This window comes from Streptomyces djakartensis, assembly GCF_014651075.1.
Lineage (GTDB): Bacteria > Actinomycetota > Actinomycetes > Streptomycetales > Streptomycetaceae > Streptomyces > Streptomyces djakartensis.
The window spans coordinates 23460-43472 of record NZ_BMWE01000004.1 but is presented as its reverse complement, the minus strand read 5'-3'; the positions used below and the strand labels follow the sequence as shown (position 1 = coordinate 43472).

The following is a 20013-nucleotide window of genomic DNA, read 5'->3' as shown; positions in this document are numbered from 1 at the left end:
TTGTGGACAACCCGCCCACCCACACGGGTGAGCGGTGCCCGCGGCGGCCCGTTCACCTCAGTGAAACCACCACGCCCAGCAACCCGGGTCCCGTATGCGCCCCGATCACCGCACCGACCTCGCTGACATGCAGGTCGGCCAGCCCTGACACCCGCCTCCGCAACCGGTCGGCGAGGGCCGACGCCCGGTCCGGGGCGGCGAGATGGTGGACCGCGACGTCGACCTGGGCGCCGCCCGCGCGGTCGGCCGCGATCTCCTCGAGCCGGGCGATGGCCTTCGACGCGGTCCGCACCTTCTCCAGCGGTTCGATACGGCCGTCGGCCAGTTGCAGCAGCGGCTTCACCGCGAGCGCCGATCCCAGCAGGGCCTGCGCGGCACCGATGCGGCCGCCCCGCCGCAGGTAGTCGAGGGTGTCGACGTAGAAGTAGGCGGACGTGCCCGCGGCCCGCTTCTCGGCTGCGGAGACGGCCTCGTCCACCGTTGCGCCCGCCTGAGCCGTCTCCGCCGCGGCGAGCGCGCAGAAGCCGAGCGCCATCGCGATCACGCCGGTGTCCACCACCCGTACCGGCACCGGAGACCGCCGCGCGGCCACCACGGCCGCGTCATAGGTGCCGGAGAGCTCGGCGGAGAGATGGAGGGAGACGATGCCGGTGGCACCGGACTCGGCGACCTTGCGGTACGTCTCCTCGAAGACCGCGGGACTGGGCCGCGAGGTCGTCACCGGGCGCCGCTTCTGCAAAGCCTGGGCGAGCGCGCGGGTCGAGATCTCGGTGCCCTCCTCCAGCGCCCGGTCGCCGAGGACCACGGTCAGAGGTACCGCGGTGATGCCGTGGCGCTCCATCGTCCGGGCCGGCAGGTAGGCCGTTGAATCGGTGACGATCGCGACATGGCGGGACATGTGCTGGAGGTTACCTGCCGTAGCGCTCATGTGGCAGCCCGGCCCCGGCTCCCCCGTGCCGCGAGTGGCCGATCAAGTGGTGCTCTCGGGGCGGGGCTTCTTCTGCCACGGGTAGGTGGGACGCGGCCCCGGCGGGGTGATGGCGGGCCGGGCCGGCTCCTGCGCCTGGCCGGACCGCGCGGTCTCCGGCCAGGTCTGCCCGGCCGTGGCGGCACCGGCGGCGGGGGCCTCGGGCCATGACGGCGAGACCGTCTCCGAGTCCGTCGTCGTCCAGTGCCGCAGCGCGCCGGCCTCCACGTCGATCTGGGTGCTGAGCGTGTCCAGGTCGTCCTGGGCGAAGCGGCGGGCGCGGTCGCGGGCCGCCCAGCGCAGCGCGTCCGCCGACTCCGTGATGCGCTCGGTGCGTTGCCGCAGCTCGGGCAGCCGCTCGGACAGTGCCGCCCGGTTCGGCTCGGACTCCAGGCGCTTCAGCTCGTCGTCCAGCTCGTGTCCGCGCACGCTGAGCCGTTCGAAGAGGCCGACGGACTCCCTCAGGGACTCGTCCTCGGCGACGGCCGCGTGCAGCGCGTCCTGGGTGGCACGCATGGAGGTGCGCAGTTTCAGCCGGAGCTGGGCGAGTTCGCCCGCGGCGCCGGGCTGGGCGAAGGCCTTGGCCCTCAGGGTGTGGTCCTCGACCGTGCGGCGCGCCTGCGTGATGTGGCGGTCGGCGCTGCGCTTCGCGGCACCGACGACCTTCACCGTGGCGTAGGCGCCGAGCACCACGAAGAGGACGACGAGCAGGGCGAACACTGCGATCACTGCTTCCACGGGCTCCTCCTCAGGGCGTCCCGGCCCACCTCACGTCACTCTCCACGGTAAACGCAACAGGCAGGCCCGGAGTTCCAGAAAAACCCCGAACCTGCCCGTAGAGGACCACTAGGGGATCACTCGGGGGTCACCCTGATGGCGGCCCGAACCCCTCGCGGTCACGCGGGGACGATGTTCACCAGCTTGGGGGCCCGCACGATCACCTTCCGGATCCCGGCCCCGCCCAGCGCGGCGACGACCTTCTCGTCGGCCAGCGCGACCTTCTCCAGCTCCTCGTCGGAGACGGACGGCGAGACCTCCAGGCGCGCCTTCACCTTGCCCTTGACCTGCACCACACATGTCACGGTCTCGTCGACCACGTACGCCGGGTCGGCCACCGGGAAGGCCTGGTGCACCACCGAGTCCTCGTGACCCAGCCTGCGCCACAGCTCCTCGGCGATGTGCGGGGCCAGCGGCGCGACCATCAGCACCAGCGGCTCGGCCACGGAGCGCGGCACGGCCCCGCCGGCCTTGGTCAGGTGGTTGTTCAGCTCGGTGACCTTGGCGATGGCGGTGTTGAACCGCATGCCCTCCAGGTCGCCGCGCACCCCGTCGATGGCCTTGTGCAGGGCGCGCAGCGTCTCCCCGTCGATGTCGGCCTCCTCGACGTCGACGACGGTCACCTCGCCGGTGGCCTCGTCGACGATGTTGCGCCACAGCCGCTGCAGCAGCCGGAACTGGCCGACCACCGCGCGCGTGTCCCAGGGCCGGGAGACGTCCAGCGGGCCCATCGCCATCTCGTACAGGCGCAGCGTGTCGGCGCCGTACTCCTCGCAGATCTCGTCCGGGGTGACGGCGTTCTTCAGCGACTTGCCCATCTTGCCCAGCAGCCGGGAGACCTTCTCGCCCTGGTAGTAGTAGGCGCCGTCGCGCTCCTCCACCTCGGCGGCCGGCACCGCGATGCCACGGCTGTCGCGGTACACGTAGGCCTGGATCATGCCCTGGTTGAACAGCTTGTGGAACGGCTCGGCCGAGGAGACGTGTCCCAGGTCGAACAGCACCTTGGACCAGAAGCGCGCGTACAGCAGGTGCAGCACGGCGTGCTCGGCCCCGCCGACGTACAGGTCGACGCCGCCGTGTGGCATACCCTCGCGCGGGCCCATCCAGTACTGCTCGATCTCCGGGTCGACCAGCTTCTCGCTGTTGTGCGGGTCCAGGTAGCGCAGCTCGTACCAGCAGGAACCGGCCCAGTTGGGCATGGTGTTGGTCTCGCGGCGGTACTTCTTCGGCCCGTCGCCCAGGTCCAGCGTCACGTTGACCCAGTCCTCGTTGCGCGACAGCGGCGTCTCGGGCTGGGTGTCGGCGTCGTCCGGGTCGAAGGTGCGCGGCGAGTAGTCCTCGACCTCGGGCAGTTCCAGCGGCAGCATCGACTCGGGCAGCGCGTGGGCGATGCCGTCCTCGTCGTAGACGATCGGGAAGGGCTCGCCCCAGTAGCGCTGGCGGCTGAACAGCCAGTCACGCAGACGGAAGTTGACGGTGCCTTCGCCGATGCCCTTGTTCTCCAGCCATTCGGTGATGCGCGCCTTGGCCTCGGCGACGCCCAGGCCGTCCAGGCTGACCTCGTCGTTCGACGAGTTGATGATCCTCGCGTCGTGCGACGCGAAGGCGCTCTCCCAGGTGGCGGTGTCCGTGCCGCGGCCGTCGGTCGGCTCGACGATGCAGTGGACCGGCAGCTCGAAGGCGCGCGCGAACTCGAAGTCCCGCTGGTCACCGGCCGGGACGGCCATGATCGCGCCGGTGCCGTAGCCCATCAGCACGTAGTCGGCGATGAAGACCGGGATCTGCTCGCCGTTGACCGGGTTGGTCGCGTACGAGCCGATGAAGACGCCGGTCTTGTCCTTGGCCTCGGCCTGGCGCTCGACGTCGGACTTGGAGGCGGCCTGGGCGCGGTAGGCGGCGACGGCCTCGGCCGGGGTCGCGTGACCGCCGGTCCAGACGTCGTGGGTGCCCTCGGGCCAGGCGTCCGGTGTGAACTTCTCCACCAGCGGGTGCTCGGGCGCCAGCACCATGTAGGTGGCGCCGAACAGGGTGTCGGGGCGGGTGGTGAAGACGGTGATGCGCTCGCCGTCGATGGGGAAGTCGACCCGGGCGCCCTCGGAGCGGCCGATCCAGTTGCGCTGCTGCAGCTTGATGGCCTCGGGCCAGTCCAGCGCGTCCAGGTCCTCCAGCAGCCGGTCGGCGTAGGCGGTGATGCGCATGTTCCACTGGCGCAGCTTGGCCTTGAAGACCGGGAAGTTGCCGCGCTCGGAGCGGCCCTCGGCGGTGACCTCCTCGTTGGCCAGCACGGTGCCCAGCCCGGGGCACCAGTTGACCGGCGCGTCGGAGGCGTAGGCCAGCCGGAACTCGCCCAGGACGTCGGCCTTCTCGGCCTCGGTCAGCTCGCTCCACGCCCGCGTGTGGCCCGGTACGGGCCGCTCACCGGACTCGAACCGGGCGACCAGTTCGGAGATCGGACGGGCCTTTTTCGCCTCGTGGTCGTACCAGGAGTTGAAGATCTGCAGGAAGATCCACTGGGTCCACTTGTAGTAGTCCGGGTCGATCGTGGCGAACGACCGGCGCTTGTCGTGGCCCAGTCCCAGCCGGCGCAGCTGGGACTTCATGTTCTCCATGTTGGCCTCGGTGGACACACGCGGGTGCGTGCCGGTCTGCACCGCGTACTGCTCCGCGGGCAGGCCGAAGGCGTCGAAGCCGAGGGTGTGCAGGACGTTGTGCCCGGTCATCCGCTGGAAGCGGGCGAAGACGTCGGTGGCGATGTAGCCCAGGGGGTGACCGACGTGCAGGCCCGCGCCGGAGGGGTACGGGAACATGTCCATGATGAACTTCTTGGGCCGCGCGGCGATCCCCGGGTCGCCCGCCAGGTCACCCTTCGGGTTGGGCGCGGCGTAGGTGCCGTCGGCGTCCCAGAAGTCCTGCCAGCGTGCCTCGATCTCGGCTGCCATGGCGGCCGTGTAGCGGTGCGGCGCTGCCACCTCGGAAGCGGCAGCGGGGTTCGTCTCGCTCATGATCCTCAAAGCTCCATCGATCGTCTCTGCCTGCGGCTGTGGGGTTCGTGAAACGAAAAATCCCCTCGCACAGGAGGGGACGCCGCGCTGACTCCGGCCACTCGGCTCGCCCGGTGGCCGGGACTGATCAGCGCGGCCCGCTAAGCAGAAGGCGTACGGCACGCATGGCGATAGGGTACCGCAGGCCCTCAGCGCGCCGCGAGGCGCTCCGCGAGGGCCACCCGGTACCCGAAAAGCTGAACCATGGTCAAAGGTTACTTCGCGTAATAGTCACTAAGGGACATCACAACAAGCACATTGTCTCTTGATAACAACGCAATAACTCAAACCTCGTACCCATCGGTATGGCTCCGTTTAGAGTGCGGCAGCGGGACCGCTTTCCCGAACCGCTCGGAGTTGCCCCCATGAACCCTCATCGCAGTAACAGCTCGCTACATCCGGTCGCCGGGATGTGGGGAGGCCGGTCGTGAACCCAAACGACTCCACCGCGGACGACTCGTTCGCCGAGTTCCTCAACTTCGGCGCCGGCGTGCTGGCCCTCGTATGCCTCTCCTGCTCGGTGATCTGGGGGCTGGTCGCCCAGGACCGGGTCCTGCTCGACACCCGCAGGCGCATCCTGGCGCAGGCCGTGCACCGGACCACGGCGGTCGCCTCGATCGTCTTCCTGCTGGTGCACATCGGCGTGAAGCTGGCCCTGGAACACACCACCTGGGTGGCCGCCATCGTCCCCTTCGGGCTGGCCCTCACCGACGACGAGATGGTCACGGGCCGGTCGTTCCTGATCGGCCTCGGCACCGTCGCCAGCATGCTCATGATCTTCGTGGGCGTCACGGGCGTGCTGCGCAACCGCTTCGCGTCCCCCGCGCCCGTCGCGGCCCGCTGGCGGGCCATGCACATGCTGGCCTATCCGGCCTGGTGCGCCGCCCTGATCCACGGACTCTACGCGGGTCGCGCGGCCAAGCCGATCTTCGTCATCCTGTACGGCCTGTCCGTGGCCGGAGTGGCCGGAGCCCTCGCCCTGCGCGCCGCTCCCCGCCAGGTCAAGCGCAAGGTCACCGACAAGCTGACCGGGCTCATCGGCGCCGGGGAGAGCCAGGCCATCAGGGACCTGGAGGAGAGCCGCTCCCGGGCGGCCGCCGGCTCGGCCCTGCCCGGATACGAGAGCCGGGGAGCCGCCGCGGGCGCCACCGCTTCCCCGAGGGGCCCGCTGTTCGAGAAGGCGGAACGCGCCACGGCCAAGGAGCCCGCGAACGGCTTCGCGGCCGCCTACCGGGCCGTGTCGGGCCCGTCCCAGGACCAGGCCTTCGCACCGGGGCCGACCACCCGCACGGAGCTGCCGCTGGACATGCAGCCGACCCAGACCATCCCGACCGTGGACGGCCCCTCCAGCACCTCGGGCAACTGGCCGATCCCGTCCCCGCCTCCGGTCGGCGAGGCGCCGCCGTCGGCCTACGACCCGCTGCAGGACACGGGCTTCAACATCCCGCCCTACAACCCCCTGCAGGACACCGGACAAAGCATCCCGGGCTATGGCACTCCAGGCGCTTCCGGCTATGGATCGAGTGACGTGTACGACACGAGTGAGACGAACGCCGTCTACGACACGTACTACCCGAACGACACGTACAACAGCGGTCCCGCCACTGAAACAACGCCCGGTGCGTCCTATGACTTCGACGCTCCGGGATCGGGCGAACCTTGGAACACGCCTTCCGGAGGCTTTAAGTGAACGAGGCTTTGCCTGACGTACCCGAAGTCCGAGTCGTCGGCCTTCCTCAGCTCACGTCCGGCTTCGACCTTGTCGATCGGCTCGATCTGCCCATGCACCTGAAGGTGCACGGGCCGCTCGAGCCGATGGGCGGCGAGCAGCTCGCGCAGCTCGCCGAACGCATCAACCTCAAGGGCCGCGGCGGCGCGGGCTTCCCCTTCCACAAGAAGCTGCGCTCGGTCGCCGAGGCGGCGATCAAGCGCGGCGTCCGGCCGGTCGTCGTCGTCAACGGAAGCGAGGACGAGCCGGCCTGCCGCAAGGACACGGTGCTGATCAACCGTGCCCCGCATCTGATCCTGGACGGCGCGCTGCTGTGCGCCGAGGCGCTGGGTGCCCGCACGCTCGTGGTGGGGGTCACCCGGGAGTCCACACAGCGCTCCATGGAGGCCGCGCTCGCCGAACGCGGCCTCAGCAACGGCCGCCGGTCGGCACTGCGGGCGCGCGTGCAGCGCAATCCGATCCGGATGGTCACCGGTGCCGCGGCGTCGCTGATCCGCTCGATCGACGGCGGCCCGGCCGTCCCGCCGGGCCGCAAGGTCAGCGCCTCGCAGAACGGCGTGGGCGGCGCGCCCACACTGCTGTCCAACGCCGAGACCTTCGCCCAGCTGGCCATCGCCGCCCGCATCGGCCCGGAGCGCTACGGCAACACCGGCCTGTACGACGAGCCGGGCACCGTCATGCTGACGGTCTCCGGGGCGGTCGCCCGCCCCATGGTCGTCGAGGTCCCGACGGGCGTGCCGCTGCGCTACGTCCTGCAGCTCGCCGGTGCGCCGCCGGTGCCGCAGGGTGTGCTCACCGGCGGTTACCACGGCAAGTGGATCGACGCGGCGACGGTCAACGAGGCGATCGTCTCCCGCAACTCCCTGGACGCGGTGGGCGGCGCGCTGGGCGCCGGCGCGATCCTGCCGATCAGTCAGGACACCTGTCCGCTGGGCGAGTCGCTGCGGGTCGCCCAGTGGCTGGCCGAGGAGAGCGCCGGCCAGTGCGGCCCCTGCTACCTCGGCCTGCCGGCCGCCGCGCGCGGCATGGAGGACATCCTCAACGGCGGCGGGCCGGCCGCCCTCGAGGCGCTCAAGCAGGTCGCCAAGAACGTGAAGCGGCGCGGCGCGTGCTCGCACCCGGACGGCTCCGCGATGTTCCTGGAGTCCACCATCAAGGCGTTCACGGACGACCTGGCCGCCCACGTCCTCGGCAACGGCTGCGGACGGCGCGTGGAGGGCGTTCTGCCGCTCTTCGAGGGCGGCAGGGCCCCTACGGGCATCCCGGGCGGCGGCGAGGCCGAGGAGAACGGCCCCAGCCGTCAGAAGATCTTCGTCGACTGGACGCTGTGCCGGGGCCACGGCCTGTGCGCGGACCTGCTGCCCGAGGTGTTCCAGCTCGGCGCGGACGGCTTCCCGACCGTGGCGCAGGCGAAGGTGCCGCGGCACGCCGAGGACAAGGCTCTACGCGCGGTGCGCCGTTGCCCGGCGCTGGCGCTGCGCATCGAGGAGGACACACGCTCCCAGGGCGCCTCCTCGCGCAACCTCCCGGTCCTGTCCCAGGGCCGCGGCCGCCGCGCTCTCGGCCGCTGAGCATACGTACGGCGGGCTCCCCTTCCGGGGAGCCCGCCGTACGCGTACACGCGACAAGAAGGCGGGCCATCCGATCGGATGGCCCGCCTTCTCATCTTCTGTGGAGCTAAGGAGAATTGAACTCCTGACCTCCTGCATGCCATGCAGGCGCTCTACCAACTGAGCTATAGCCCCTCGAACCAAGCCGAGCCACGCGGCGGAGCCGCATGTCCCCTTGGTGTCCGCCCGGTTTCCCTGGCGGCGACGCCAACATTACTGGTCCATCGGGCCCAACACCAAATCGGTTTCGCCTTGCCTGAAATGCCCGTTATGACGGGCATCAGGCCGTGACGAACGAGTAGAACCGCTTGAGCGTGCAGTGCTCCTCCAGAAGCCGGCCGTAGATCGGCTCGCCCTCCAGCTCGCGGTACGTCTCGATCGGGTCGCCTTTTATGATCAGCGCCCGTGCGCACTCCTCGCACCAGTACTGGTAGTCGGGATTGAGCGGTTCCATGTCGCGGACGATCGGAGTCCCGCTGCCGCACCAGTCGCACTTCCGCCTGTGTGCACCCATCGATCAGCTCCAGCTGTGGCCGCAGGCCGTGCACACGTAGGAAATCCCGCCGTTGTCCCCGAGCATCTGGGCAACATGCCCGGAACCGCAGGAAGGGCAGCTGAGGCGGGTGGACATGTCCCCGGTCAACGCTGCTCCGAGGAGGTGGTCGACCTCCTCGAGGATGCTCGCAGGCATCGCTACTCCTCCCGTCGGGCCGCGCCCCCTTCCGGCCGTTTGATTCTGCCACGGCCGGACCAATACGGTCAGCGACGCCTCAGCACCAGTCCGGACACGGCAGGCGTCGCGACGTAGAGGTATACGCCTGAGCAGGCGTGACCGACTCAAACCCGGGGCACGAAAAATCCCGCCCCCTGGAAGGGAACGGGATCTTGACGTGGAGCTAAGGAGAATTGAACTCCTGACCTCCTGCATGCCATGCAGGCGCTCTACCAACTGAGCTATAGCCCCTCTGTTCTGTCCCGTCGGGCGGGGCGAACAAGAAGAACTTTAGCCTGCGACCTGCCAGAAAGTGAAATCCGGGGTCAGTCGTCGTCGCCGAGCACCGGTTCCGGCAGGGTGCCGGCGTTGTGCTCCAGCAGCCGCCAGCCGCGGGCGCCCTCACCGAGGACGGACCAGCAGCAGTTGGAGAGACCGCCGAGGCTCTCCCAGTGGGAAGGATCCAGGCCGAGGAGACGGCCGATGGTGGTGCGGATGGTGCCGCCGTGGCTGACCACGACGAGCGTGCCGTCCTCGGGGAGCTTCTCGGCGTGCCGCAGCACCACGGGGGCGGCGCGGTCGGCGACCTCCGTCTCCAGTTCGCCACCACCGCGGCGCACCGGCTCGCCGCGCTTCCACGCGGCGTACTCCTCACCGTGCCGGGCGATGATCTCGTCGTGCGTCAGCCCCTGCCAGACGCCCGCGTACGTCTCGCGCAGCCCTTCGTCGTGGGCCACGTCGAGGCCGGTGAGCGCGGCGAGCTCGGCGGCCGTGTTCGCGGCCCGCCGCAGGTCGGAGGCGACGATGGCGTGCGGCTTCAGGGCCACCAGCAGCCGGGCGGCGCGGCGGGCCTGGGCGACGCCGGTCTCGGTGAGCGCGACGTCCGTGGTGCCCTGGAAGCGGCGCTCCACGTTCCACGAGGTCTGACCGTGCCGCCACAGGATGACGCGGCGGCCCCGGCCGGGCCGGCCCGCCTCACTGACGGCGCTCACCGCCAGTCTCCGTCCAGCTCCGCCGCCTCCTCGGCGGCCTGCAGCTTGGCGTGCTCCTCGGCCTTGCCCCGGGTGGCCCTGGCGTCCTCGGGCAGCTCGAGCTCCGGGCAGTCCTTCCACAGCCGCTCCAGGGCGTAGAAGACGCGCTCCTCGCTGTGCTGGACGTGGACGACGATGTCGACGTAGTCGAGCAGTACCCAGCGGGCCTCGCGGTCGCCCTCGCGGCGCACCGGCTTGGCGCCGAGTTCCTTCTGGAGGCGCTCCTCGATCTCGTCGACGATCGCCTTGACCTGACGGTCATTGGGGGCGGAGGCCAGCAGGAAGGCGTCGGTGATGGACAGCACGTCGCTGACGTCGTAGGCGACGATGTCGTGCGCCAGCTTGTCGGCGGCCGCCTGGGCGGCGGTGTTGATCAGCTCCTGGGAGCGGTCGGTCACGGTCACTACAAGGCTTTCCGTCGGCGGTCACTTGCCACCAAGGGTCTCACGGACCGCCTGGAGCCCCCCACGCGATTACGGGGATCGTGTGGGGGCTCCACCTGCCGCCTAGTCGGACGACGGCTTGTAGTCCTGGCCGAGAACCACCAAGACGTCGGCGTTCGCCGAGATCCTGCCCTTCGTGACGGAACCCGGGGGCAGGCCGAGGGTCTTGGCGACCTCGGTGGCGTTCGCCTTGCCGGCGGCGTCGGCGTAGACGACCTCCGAGGTGGCCCGGGCGCCTGCCGTTCCGCCCTTCAGGAAGGTGAAGCCGCCGTTGAGGAGCACGACGCGGGCCTTCTCGGCGTTGTCCTCGGAGCCACTGGCGTTCTGGACGGAGACGCTGACGGCGGCGTCCTTGTCGGGGCTCTTGGCGGTGCCGCCGAGGACGTTCTTGACGACCCTCGCGCCGGCCTGGGCGCTGAGGGTGCCGTCGCTCTGGACGGGCAGCAGGTCCGTCTTGTAGTCGCCGCCCTTGGCGAGGTCGGAGAGCCCGGCGAGGAAACTGCCGAGGTCCTTGTCGGTCAGGGACGGGTCGAGGATCTGGTTCAGTGTCTGGATCGTGGTCGTCGCGGCCTGCGGGTCGGACGACAGCTTGCGCAGAACGCCCTGCATGACCTGCCCGAAGCGCTCCAGCTGGGCGTTCTGGGCCTCCCCTGGCGCCCGGTAGGTGGCGTAGGCGACGGCCGTCTTGCCGCTGAGGGTCTGGTCCTGGCCCTTGTTGACCAGCGGGGCCGTGCCCTTCTTCTTGGCCGCGGGGTCGGGGACGTCGGTGTCGGTGTCGACCTCGATGTTGCCGACGAGGTCGACGAGGTTCTGCAGGTAGGGGGTGTCCAGCCGCCAGGTGCCCTGGATGTCGGTGCCGAGGACCGAGTCGAGCGCGTCGCGGGTGCCGTCGGAGCCGTCGTCGTCGACCGACTCGGCGAGCGTCGTGGTGGTGCCGTCGTCGCTGGTCAGGGCGAGGGAGTTCGGCACCAGGACGGTGGTGCCCCGCTTGGTGGTGGTGTTGTCGACGAGGAGGGCCGTGGCGGTCTCATCGCCCTTGGTGTCGTGCAGGTGGACGACGATCACATCGCGCTTCTGGGCGCCCGTGGCGGTGGTGGTGCCGGCCTCGGTGCCCTCGGAGGACAGGCCGGGCAGCTTCCCCGCGTACCAGAGGTAGCCCACGCCGCCGACCGCGGTGAGCGCGAGGACGACGACCAGGGCGACGATCCGGCTGCGGGCCCGGCGCCGGGCTTCCTCGCGGCGCTCGGTGCGGTTCTCGGTGAACTTCAGCCAGTCGATGACGTCCTCGGAGTTGCCGTCGGGCTCCTCCACGAAGGCGAACTGCTCGGTGCGGTACTCCGGCTCGGGCCGGTCCCGGACCTCCTCGTCGGCCGGTCCCGCCTGCTGCGGGATGTGCGCGGTCTGTTCGGCGACGCGGGGCTGCCGGGCCGTGCCGGCCGCGCTCTGCCCCGTCTGCCCGTAGGGGTCGTGGGCCGGGGCGCCGCCCTGGTGCGGGCCGGTGGCGTAGGGGTCGTAGGAGCCGTAGGAGTGCGCGGACTGCTGCTGGCCGCTGCCGTAGCCGTACGCCGACGGGGGCTGCTGCCCGCCCTGGGCGTACGGGTCGTAGCCGTAGCCCTGCTGGTGCTGCTGGTGCTGCTGGTGCTGCTGGGCGTACGGGTCGTACGTCTGCTGCTGCGCCTGCAGCCCCTGGGCCTGCTGGTAGACAGGCCGGCCGTACTCGTCGTAGCCGACGAGCTGGTACTCGTCGGCGCCGTGGTCCGCGGCCCCCGCGTCGTATCGGTCGTTCACCGGTGCTCCTCTCGGCTCAGACGCCGCGGTACAGCTCGCGCTTGTCGATGTAGCGCACGACTCCGTCCGGCACCAGATACCAGATGGGGTCGCCCTTGGCGACTCTCGCACGGCAGTCCGTGGAGGAGATGGCCAGGGCGGGAACCTCCACCAGCGAGACGCCGCCCTCCGGGAGCCCGGAGTCGTCCAGGTGGTGGCCCGGTCGGGTGGCCCCGATGAAGTGCGCGAGGGAGAACAGCTCCTCGCTGTCCCGCCAGGTGAGGATCTGGGCGAGCGCGTCGGCGCCCGTGATGAAGAAGAGGTCCGTGTCCGGGTTGAGTGCGCGCAGGTCGCGCAGGGTGTCCACGGTGTAGGTCGGGCCGCCGCGGTCGATGTCGATGCGGCTCACGGAGAACTGCGGGTTCTCGGCCGTCGCGATGACCGTCATCAGGTAGCGGTCCTCGGCCGGGGAGACGCTGCGGTGGCTCTTCTGCCAGGGCTGGCCGGTGGGGACGAAGACCACCTCGTCCAGGTGGAACGCCGCGGCGACCTCGCTGGCCGCCACCAGGTGCCCGTGGTGGATCGGGTCGAAGGTGCCGCCCATGACGCCGAGGCGGCGCCTGCCCGGCTGCGACGGGCTCTTGCCGGGGCCGTCGATCTGGCGGGCCACCATGGCGGCACGGCGGGGCTCCGAGTGTCGCTCGGTGCCGCTCGCCGTGTCCGCTGCCGGGTCGTGCGGCGTCTCGTGCGCCGGACCGGTAGGCATGTCCTGCTCTCCCATGCGTGCAGACCCTACCGGCCCTGCCTGAGGGGTCCTTCCACCATGAGCGTCCGATCAGGCCGGGCGACGCGGTGAGGTGCGGTGCCGGGCGGCGCGACCCGGACGGGCATGGTGAAAGGATCCCTGAGGGCTCCGGCCGTCCCCGTGATCCCCGGGCGCCCCCGCGCGGGGCGCCCCGCCGGGTTCAGCGGTCGCGGTTGAAGCGGGTGGTGATCCACAGCATGAGCAGCAGGACGAAGAGGGCGCCGCCGCCGGTGAGGTAGGGGCTGAGGCTCTCGTGGTTTCCGCCGTGCTCCTCGCCCTCGGCGGCGAGGGTGACCAACTGGGCAGCGGTGCTGTGGAAGCTCATCTTCGGCAGGACCTATCGCGTGTGGGCGGGATAAAGACGTCGGCTCATCGTAAGCGGGCACCTTCGGCGCGATCACGCCGACTCCGCCTGTTCGTCCCGCGGGCGATGGCCCGTACCGCCGCCGGGCCCCGGCCCGGGGGCCGGCGGGGAACCTCCCCGGCGCCTCAGTCGTCCTTCCGTCTGTAGCCACGCAGCAGGAACCACCCGGTCAGCACACAGCCCACGATCATCACGACGAGAACGATCCGGAGCATCCCCGGCCCCCCTTGACGGTCGGCGGCGGTCGCGGCCTCGGCGAGCCGGGCGGCTGCCCAGTGGTGCTCCATGACGGCGGTCCCCTTCCTGTACTGCCCGACCACCGTAACTCCGCCTAGGCTGGTCTCCGCCTCGGGGAAGCAAAAGGCCGCACAAGGGGCCGCAAAGGCCATACAGAGCATGGGGGAAGACATGTCCGACGGCCACGAGCACAGCGGGTACGAGCGCGTGCCCAGCAGGCAGCGCAGGCGCTTCCCCGGAATCTCCTCGCGCACGTACGAGCACCCGGCCGACCGTTCCGCCCTGGTGGCGCTGCGCAAGCTGAGCGGGTTCGACACGGTGTTCAAGGCGCTCAGCGGCCTGCTGCCCGAGCGCAGTCTGAGGCTGCTGTTCCTGTCCGACTCGGTGCGGGTCTCGGACCGGCAGTTCGCCCATTTGAACGTGATGCTGCGGGACGCCTGCTACATCCTGGACCTGGAGAAGGTCCCGCCGATGTACGTGAGCCAGGACCCGCAGCCGAACGCGATGTGCATCGGCCTGGACGAGCCGGTCATCGTCGTCACCACCGGCCTCGTCGAGCTGCTCGACGAGGAGGAGATGCGGGCGGTCGTCGGCCACGAGGTCGGGCACGCGCTGTCCGGGCACTCGGTCTACCGGACCATCCTGCTGTTCCTGACCAGCCTGGCCGTCCGGGTCGCCTGGATCCCGCTGGGCAATCTCGCGATCATGGCGATCGTGACCGGGCTGCGGGAGTGGTTCCGCAAGTCGGAGCTGTCCGCGGACCGGGCGGGCCTGCTGGTCGGGCAGGACCTCCAGGCGTCGATGCGGGGCCTGATGAAGATCGCGGGCGGCAACCACCTGCACGAGATGAACGTGGACGCGTTCCTCGAGCAGGCCGAGGAGTACGAGGCCGGGGGCGACCTGCGGGACTCCGTGCTGAAGATCCTGAACGTGCTGCCCCGCTCCCACCCGTTCACCACGGTGCGGGCGGCCGAGCTGAAGAAGTGGGCCGAGTCCCGGGACCACCAGCGGATCATGGACGGCCACTACCCGCGGCGCGACGAGGACAAGGACACCTCGGTCCGCGATTCCTGGCGGGAGTCGGCGAACCACTACAGCACCCATGTGAAGAGCTCCAAGGACCCGCTGATGAAGCTGGTCACCGACCTCGCGGGCGGCGCCGGCGACCTGGGCGACCGGGTCCGCCGCGGCTTCGGCGGCTTCACCAACCCGTCCCCGAAGCCGCCGGGGGGCACTCAGGGCCCGGACGCACCGGACCCGTCGGGGGACGACCGGCCGCCGCGCGACGACAGCTGATCCGGGCCCGCACCCGCCCGTGAGGGCCCGCCCGCCTCACACCTTCGGCTGCGCGCTGGTCGCCAGCGAGCCACACAGGGCCGTGGCGCTGCCGGTGGCGTAGGGGTCCGTGCCGGCGGGGCCGCCTTCCTTGGCCGTCTGGCCGGCGAGCAGGGGGCGCAGGTGGTGTGTGGAGTCCTCGGCGCAGGAGAGCGGGCCGGCCTGAAGGTAGGAGACGACGAGCTGGGCCTGATGCAGGCGCAGGTTCTCGCGGTCGAAGCGGAAGTGCAGTTCGCGCCGAACGGTGAACAGGGACACCTCGGCCTCGTCACCGGCCCCGGCCGGCCGCAGCGCGTACACGAACGTGTGGTCCGCGGTGACTTCGAGCGTGGACGCGTCGGCCTCGGCGGCCTGCAGCGTTCCCTGGACCCGCACATGACGGTCCGCGAGCTCGGCGCGGGAGGGATCGAAGCGGACGAGCCAGCCGGTGGGCGCGTGGCGTCCGTCCGCCGTGGGGCGGGCGAAGCTCTGGTCGAACTGGTCCAGTTGGTCGGAGTCGAGCAGGACCCGGACGGCACGCACCTCACCGCCGGTGAGCACCTCCGGGTCGAGGGCGGACCGGACGATGTAGTCCTTGGCGGTGCTGAGGGCGGTCACCACCTGGCTGTCCGAGAAGTGCTCGGTGCGCCGTGAGGCGGGCAGTGGTACGCCCTCCGCGCCCGACTTGAACTGCGCGGCGGGGCTGTGCTCGTACAGATAGGCCGTGTCGGCCGTGCCGGGCACCTTGCCCTCGGGGACGAGCGGGATGACCGTCATCCGCAGGGGCTCGGCGGTCTCCTTGGCGGCGGGGGCCTGGTAGGGGTGCCGGACACCCATGTAGATCGCGGTGCCGAAGGCGACGGCGATCAGCAGGACCAGGACCAGCGCCTGCCGGGACAGGCCGCGGCGCACGGGCGGGCGGCGGCGCACGGCGGGCGCGTGGTCGGAGATGCGCTCCTGGGCGGAGAACTCCTGGAGGCGGGCAGCACGGACGAACGACTCGTCGAAGACGACGGATCGGTACTCGTCCTCTCCACCTCCGGGAGCGCCCTCGGGCCCCTCAGGTGGGTCTGCAGGCCCGCCCATATCTTCAGGGTAGGTCGCCGGAAGCTCGGGTAAACGCCCTGTTCCGCCACAAGTTCTGACAGGTTCTCACCACCATGGGCGGGTTCCGGTCAGGGGTTGCGCGGGATCACCGAGATGGCAGGCTGGGAGTGGTCGGCGGAAGCGGAGGGTGTCACCGCGCTGCCCTGGTCCAGACCGGTCGAGGCGGGTGGCGGAGCGGGTTCCTCCCGGCTGGAGTTCGCCCCCCGGTAGACCGCCGTGAAGGCCAGCGCGACCATGCCGACGCCCATCACGACGGCGAGCACCCAGGCGACGGGGCGGTGCCAGCGGACCTGTTTGGCGTACGGGCCCGTGCCGTAGTGATCCTCGAGGACGTCGAGGTCGTCCAGCTCGTCAAGGCCGGGATCACGGCCTGGATCGTGGTGCCGGTCGGGGCCCCACCCGTCGTCGTAACGCTCACCCGAGGGGTGGGTGCGGCGCGCCTCCGCCTCGGAGGCCTCGGCTCTGGCCTGCGCCGCGGCCAGGAGGCGCTCCACCGCGGTCGGCTCGTGCACCACGGCCGCGCGTACGAAGGCCTCGTCGAAGACCACGGAGGCGAACTCTTCGTCCGACACCCCGCGGTCGTGGTCGTCGTCGGGCTCCCGGCCGTCCGGAAACGGCGTGCCCCCCACGTCCTCCGGCACGGTTCCAGAGTAGACCTGGGGGGTCTCTTTGGGCAGACGGTATGGAAATTCATCCGCCGGCTGAGACGGGGTTCACGGGCACTTCCACGGCGCGCGCCCGGCGGGCGCACGCCGTGTCGCCCGCACCCGCGCCCGCAGGGTTATGCGCCGTCCCGCATGGCCCCTTAGGCCATACGTGGCTCAGCGCCGCACGTGCCCGTCCCCGGTCACGATGTACTTCGTGCTGGTCAGCTCCGGAAGGCCCATCGGGCCGCGGGCGTGCAGCTTCTGCGTGGAGATGCCGATCTCGGCGCCGAAGCCGAACTGGCCGCCGTCGGTGAAGCGGGTGGAGGCGTTGACCGCGACCGTGGTCGAGTCGACCAGCTGGGTGAAGCGGCGGGCGGCCTGCTGGGAGGTCGTGACGATGGCCTCGGTGTGGCCGGAGGTCCACAGCCGGATGTGCTCGACGGCCTTGTCCAGCGAGTCCACCACGGCCGCGGCGATGTCGTACGACAGGTACTCGGTCTCCCAGTCCTCGGCCGTCGCCTCGACGACGGTGGCCTTGGAGTCCTTGGCGAAGGCCTGCACCCGCTCGTCGGCGTGCACGGTGACCCCGGCCTCGGCGAGGGCGTCCAGGGCGCGCGGCAGGAACTCGGCGGCGATGTCCTGGTGGACCAGGAGGGTCTCGGCGGCGTTGCAGACGCCGACCCGCTGGGCCTTGGAGTTGATCAGGATCTCGACGGCCATGTCGAGGTCGGCCTGGGCGTCGACGTAGACGTGGCAGTTGCCGGTGCCGGTCTCGATGACCGGGACGACGGACTCCTGGACGACCGTGTTGATCAAGGAGGCGCCGCCGCGCGGGATGAGCACGTCGACCAGACCGCGGGCGCGCATCAGCTCGCGCACGCTGTCGCGGCTCTCACCGGGTACGAGCTGGATGGCGTCGGCCGGCAGCCCGGCCCCGCCCACGGCGTCGCGCAGGACGCGCACCAGGGCGGTGTTCGACCGGTAGGCCGAGGAGGAACCGCGCAGGAGGACGGCGTTGCCGGACTTCAGGCAGAGGGCGGCGGCGTCGACGGTGACGTTCGGCCGGCCCTCGTAGATGATCCCGACGACGCCGAGCGGCACCCGGACCTGGCGCAGGTCGATGCCGTTGGGCAGGGTGGAGCCGCGCACGACCTCACCGACCGGGTCGGGCAGGGCGGCCACGTCGCGCACGTCGGAGGCGATGGCGCGGACCCGCTCCGGGGTGAGCGTGAGCCGGTCGATCATGCCCTCGCTGATGCCGGCCTCGCGGGCCTTGGCGACGTCCTCGGCGTTGGCCTCGACGATCTCGCTCGTACGGACCTCCAGGGCGTCGGCGATGGCGAGCAGCGCGTCGTCCTTGTCGGCCCGCGGCAGCGGCGCGAGGCTCGCGGCGGCGGCCTTGGACCGGTAGGCGGCCTGCGTGACCGGGGTCATGGAGTCGTACGGGGAGAGCGTGGTCATGAGGGAAGGGTAGTCCGCCCGGCGGGTCCGTTCATCGCTCGTTCCACACCCCGAGACACGCCCTGGACAGGGTCAGAACGGATGGACGCCGACCGGGGACGCCGGCGGCGGGCCGTAGCCCTCGGCGATGCGCTGGTGGTAGGTGGCGCGGTCGATGACCTCCAGGCCGACGATCTCCCAGGGCGGCAGCCCGGCGGTCTGCCGGTGCTCGCCCCACAGGCGCAGGGCGACGGCGGCCGCGTCGTGCAGGTCGCGGGCCTCCTCCCAGTAGCGGATCTCCGCGTGGTCGACGGCGTAGCGGCTGGTCAGCAGGAAGGGATGGTCGTGGGCGAGTTGTTCCAGGGCGCGCCGGACCTCCTCGAGCGGGGCCTGCTTGCCGGACACGCTGAGGGTGACGTGCCACAGGCGTGGGGTGTCCGCGGGCTCCTCGCCCCGGAGCCGGTCTCCGGCCGCCACGCTCGCCAGGGCGCGCTCCTCGCCGGCCGCGCGGGAGCCGGCACCACCACGGGACGCGGCGGCCCCTTGGCGCACTCGCCTCACGACGGCCTCCTTTGCACAATGGCGCTGCTGCGGACATGTCCCCGAGGGAACCCAGGGGGATACGCCCCCGGGACAAAGTTGAGCAGGCCGCAGGAGATCGCGTGGTGGTTTTGCGGAACGTCCACCACCGGGGGCGGATGTTTCGGCCTATTACGAGTGCAGAACCACCAGGTCGTCCCTGTGTACGACCTCGCGTTCGTACGCGGGTCCCAGATCGCGGGCCAGTTCCCGGGTCGAGCGGCCGATCAGCCGGGGGATCTCCTTGGCGTCGAAGTTGACGAGCCCACGGGCCACCGCGTGTCCCGTGCCGTCCCGCAGCTCGACCGGGTCGCCGGCGCTGAACTCGCCCTCCACGGCGGCGATACCGGCCGGCAGCAGCGACTTGCGGCGCTCCACGACCGCCTGCACGGCGCCGTCGTCCAGGGTGAGCGCGCCCTGCGGGGTGGAGGCGTGCTGGAGCCACAGCAGCCGGTCGGCGGAGCGCTTGCCGGTGGGGTGGAAGTAGGTGCCGGTGTCCTGGCCGGTCAGGGCGTCGGCCGCGTGAACGGCGCTGGTGAGGACGACGGGGACACCGGCGGCGGCCGCGATCCGGGCCGCCTCGACCTTGGTGACCATGCCGCCGGTGCCGACGCCGGCCCTGCCCGCGCTGCCGATCTCGACGTCCGCGAGGTCGGAGGGGTCCCGGACCTCGGCGATGCGGGAGGTGCCGGGCCTGCCGGGGTCGCCGTCGTAGACGCCGTCCACGTCGGAGAGCAGGACCAGCAGGTCGGCGTGGACGAGGTGGGCGACGAGGGCGGCGAGACGGTCGTTGTCGCCGAAGCGGATCTCGTCCGTGGCGACGGTGTCGTTCTCGTTGACGATCGGGAAGGCGCCCATCGCGAGCAGCTTGTCGAGGGTGCGGGAGGCGTTGCGGTGGTGGGCGCGACGGCTCATGTCGTCGGAGGTCAGCAGCACCTGGCCGACGCGGACGCCGTAGCGGGCGAAGGAGGCGGTGTAGCGGGCGACCAGCAGGCCCTGGCCGACGCTGGCGGCGGCCTGCTGCCGGGCCAGGTCCCTGGGGCGGCGGCGCAGGCCCAGCGGGGCGAGGCCGGCGGCGATGGCGCCCGAGGAGACCAGGACGATCTCCCGCTCGCCCCCGCTGCGGACCTTGGCCAGCACGTCGACCAGCGCGTCCACGCGGTCCGCGTCCAGGCCGCCCGACGCGGTGGTCAACGACGAGGACCCGACCTTGACGACGATCCTGCGGGCCTCGCCCACGCCCTGCCTTGCCCCTGCCACGTCGCCGCCCGTCCCTCACTTCGTCCCGGTCCCTCACCAGGAAATCTACGGGACGCGCGGGTGCGGCGCGGAGCCGGTCCACGCTACGGACGGTGCGGGTGGCATCACGCTAGGGACGGTGCGGGCGGGGTCACGTGACGGCGGCGCCCCGCGTCACGTCCCACCCCACGACAGGAAGGCGAT

At 71.1% G+C, this 20013-nt stretch carries 19 protein-coding genes and 2 tRNA genes; 3 read left to right on the top strand and 18 right to left on the bottom strand.

The window, feature by feature from the left end:
• Nucleotides 1-52: 52 nt before the first annotated feature.
• From IE212_RS08090 to leuS, 3 genes are all read right to left on the bottom strand, one after another.
• Entirely contained in the window at nt 53-898 is an 846-nt protein-coding gene (locus IE212_RS08090) for a DegV family protein (protein WP_190197036.1), read from the bottom strand.
• Nucleotides 899-970: 72 nt separating this feature from the next.
• Nucleotides 971-1705 (bottom strand): hypothetical protein, encoded by a 735-nt coding sequence (locus IE212_RS08085; RefSeq protein WP_190197035.1) that lies wholly within the window; start codon nt 1703-1705, stop codon nt 971-973.
• Nucleotides 1706-1863: 158 nt separating this feature from the next.
• On the bottom strand, nt 1864-4746 hold the full coding sequence (gene leuS, locus IE212_RS08080; RefSeq protein ID WP_190197034.1) for a leucine--tRNA ligase: 2883 nt from the start codon (nt 4744-4746) through the stop codon (nt 1864-1866).
• A 466-nt stretch (nt 4747-5212) separates the two neighbouring features.
• Here leuS and IE212_RS08075 point away from each other — a divergent pair, with 466 nt between their 5' ends.
• Nucleotides 5213-6475 (top strand): ferric reductase-like transmembrane domain-containing protein, encoded by a 1263-nt coding sequence (locus tag IE212_RS08075; RefSeq protein WP_190197033.1) that lies wholly within the window; start codon nt 5213-5215, stop codon nt 6473-6475.
• Entirely contained in the window at nt 6472-8085 is a 1614-nt protein-coding gene (locus tag IE212_RS08070) for an NADH-quinone oxidoreductase subunit NuoF family protein (RefSeq protein WP_190197032.1), read from the top strand. The genes IE212_RS08075 and IE212_RS08070 overlap by 4 nt, the downstream gene beginning before the upstream one ends.
• 101 nt (nt 8086-8186) lie before the next feature.
• Here the strand turns inward: IE212_RS08070 and IE212_RS08065 are convergent.
• The 10 genes from IE212_RS08065 to IE212_RS08020 all read right to left on the bottom strand — a co-directional run bounded on the left by IE212_RS08065 (nt 8187) and on the right by IE212_RS08020 (nt 13533).
• Nucleotides 8187-8259, bottom strand: a tRNA-Ala gene (locus tag IE212_RS08065).
• 145 nt (nt 8260-8404) lie between these two features.
• Complete coding sequence (locus tag IE212_RS08060; RefSeq protein WP_019523121.1) at nt 8405-8638, bottom strand: hypothetical protein; 234 nt, start codon at nt 8636-8638, stop codon at nt 8405-8407.
• Nucleotides 8639-8641: 3 nt separating this feature from the next.
• The gene (locus IE212_RS08055) at nt 8642-8815 is read right to left on the bottom strand and encodes a hypothetical protein (protein ID WP_190197031.1); all 174 of its coding nucleotides are present in this window, start codon (nt 8813-8815) and stop codon (nt 8642-8644) included.
• 200 nt (nt 8816-9015) lie between these two features.
• Nucleotides 9016-9088, bottom strand: a tRNA-Ala gene (locus tag IE212_RS08050).
• Nucleotides 9089-9162: 74 nt separating this feature from the next.
• Nucleotides 9163-9828: a histidine phosphatase family protein gene (locus tag IE212_RS08045; protein ID WP_190197030.1), complete on the bottom strand. Its 666-nt coding sequence runs from the start codon at nt 9826-9828 to the stop codon at nt 9163-9165.
• On the bottom strand, nt 9825-10271 hold the full coding sequence (rsfS, locus tag IE212_RS08040; protein ID WP_190197029.1) for a ribosome silencing factor: 447 nt from the start codon (nt 10269-10271) through the stop codon (nt 9825-9827). Before rsfS ends, IE212_RS08045 begins: the two co-directional genes overlap by 4 nt.
• A 102-nt stretch (nt 10272-10373) precedes the next feature.
• Complete coding sequence (locus IE212_RS08035; protein WP_190197028.1) at nt 10374-12098, bottom strand: LCP family protein; 1725 nt, start codon at nt 12096-12098, stop codon at nt 10374-10376.
• A gap of 16 nt (nt 12099-12114) precedes the next feature.
• Nucleotides 12115-12858, bottom strand: a complete 744-nt coding sequence (gene nadD / locus IE212_RS08030) for a nicotinate-nucleotide adenylyltransferase (protein WP_190197027.1) — start codon at nt 12856-12858, stop codon at nt 12115-12117.
• Nucleotides 12859-13042: 184 nt separating this feature from the next.
• Nucleotides 13043-13207: a hypothetical protein gene (locus IE212_RS08025; protein WP_190197026.1), complete on the bottom strand. Its 165-nt coding sequence runs from the start codon at nt 13205-13207 to the stop codon at nt 13043-13045.
• Nucleotides 13208-13371: 164 nt separating this feature from the next.
• Complete coding sequence (locus IE212_RS08020) at nt 13372-13533, bottom strand: hypothetical protein (protein ID WP_190197025.1); 162 nt, start codon at nt 13531-13533, stop codon at nt 13372-13374.
• A gap of 121 nt (nt 13534-13654) precedes the next feature.
• On the opposite strand from IE212_RS08020, the gene IE212_RS08015 reads away from it, so the two are divergent.
• A complete protein-coding gene (locus IE212_RS08015; RefSeq protein WP_190197353.1) occupies nt 13655-14779 on the top strand; it encodes a M48 family metallopeptidase in 1125 nt (374 codons plus the stop codon).
• A gap of 36 nt (nt 14780-14815) precedes the next feature.
• Here the strand turns inward: IE212_RS08015 and IE212_RS08010 are convergent, their stop codons facing one another.
• From IE212_RS08010 to proB, 5 genes are all read right to left on the bottom strand, one after another.
• Entirely contained in the window at nt 14816-15883 is a 1068-nt protein-coding gene (locus IE212_RS08010; RefSeq protein WP_190197024.1) for an SCO2583 family membrane protein, read from the bottom strand.
• A gap of 89 nt (nt 15884-15972) precedes the next feature.
• Entirely contained in the window at nt 15973-16545 is a 573-nt protein-coding gene (locus tag IE212_RS08005; RefSeq protein ID WP_190197023.1) for an SCO2584 family spore wall biosynthesis protein, read from the bottom strand.
• A gap of 180 nt (nt 16546-16725) precedes the next feature.
• Entirely contained in the window at nt 16726-18012 is a 1287-nt protein-coding gene (locus tag IE212_RS08000; protein ID WP_190197022.1) for a glutamate-5-semialdehyde dehydrogenase, read from the bottom strand.
• Nucleotides 18013-18084: 72 nt separating this feature from the next.
• Nucleotides 18085-18543: a DUF8830 family protein gene (locus tag IE212_RS07995; protein ID WP_190197352.1), complete on the bottom strand. Its 459-nt coding sequence runs from the start codon at nt 18541-18543 to the stop codon at nt 18085-18087.
• 159 nt (nt 18544-18702) lie between these two features.
• A complete protein-coding gene (gene proB, locus IE212_RS07990; protein WP_190197351.1) occupies nt 18703-19809 on the bottom strand; it encodes a glutamate 5-kinase in 1107 nt (368 codons plus the stop codon).
• Nucleotides 19810-20013 lie beyond the last annotated feature (204 nt).

What these genes read in the sequence shown, in the direction of transcription:
- IE212_RS08055 (WP_190197031.1), bottom strand. Translation starts at nt 8,815, where the DNA reads ATGCCTGCGAGCATCCTCGAGGAGGTCGACCACCTCCTCGGAGCAGCG.
- IE212_RS08020 (WP_190197025.1), bottom strand. Translation starts at nt 13,533, where the DNA reads ATGGAGCACCACTGGGCAGCCGCCCGGCTCGCCGAGGCCGCGACCGCC.
- IE212_RS08025 (WP_190197026.1), bottom strand. Translation starts at nt 13,207, where the DNA reads ATGAGCTTCCACAGCACCGCTGCCCAGTTGGTCACCCTCGCCGCCGAG.
- IE212_RS08015 (WP_190197353.1), top strand. Translation starts at nt 13,655, where the DNA reads ATGTCCGACGGCCACGAGCACAGCGGGTACGAGCGCGTGCCCAGCAGG.
- IE212_RS08090 (WP_190197036.1), bottom strand. Translation starts at nt 898, where the DNA reads ATGTCCCGCCATGTCGCGATCGTCACCGATTCAACGGCCTACCTGCCG.
- leuS (WP_190197034.1), bottom strand. Translation starts at nt 4,746, where the DNA reads ATGAGCGAGACGAACCCCGCTGCCGCTTCCGAGGTGGCAGCGCCGCAC.
- IE212_RS08000 (WP_190197022.1), bottom strand. Translation starts at nt 18,012, where the DNA reads ATGACCACGCTCTCCCCGTACGACTCCATGACCCCGGTCACGCAGGCC.
- IE212_RS08060 (WP_019523121.1), bottom strand. Translation starts at nt 8,638, where the DNA reads ATGGGTGCACACAGGCGGAAGTGCGACTGGTGCGGCAGCGGGACTCCG.
- nadD (WP_190197027.1), bottom strand. Translation starts at nt 12,858, where the DNA reads ATGGGAGAGCAGGACATGCCTACCGGTCCGGCGCACGAGACGCCGCAC.
- IE212_RS08010 (WP_190197024.1), bottom strand. Translation starts at nt 15,883, where the DNA reads ATGGGCGGGCCTGCAGACCCACCTGAGGGGCCCGAGGGCGCTCCCGGA.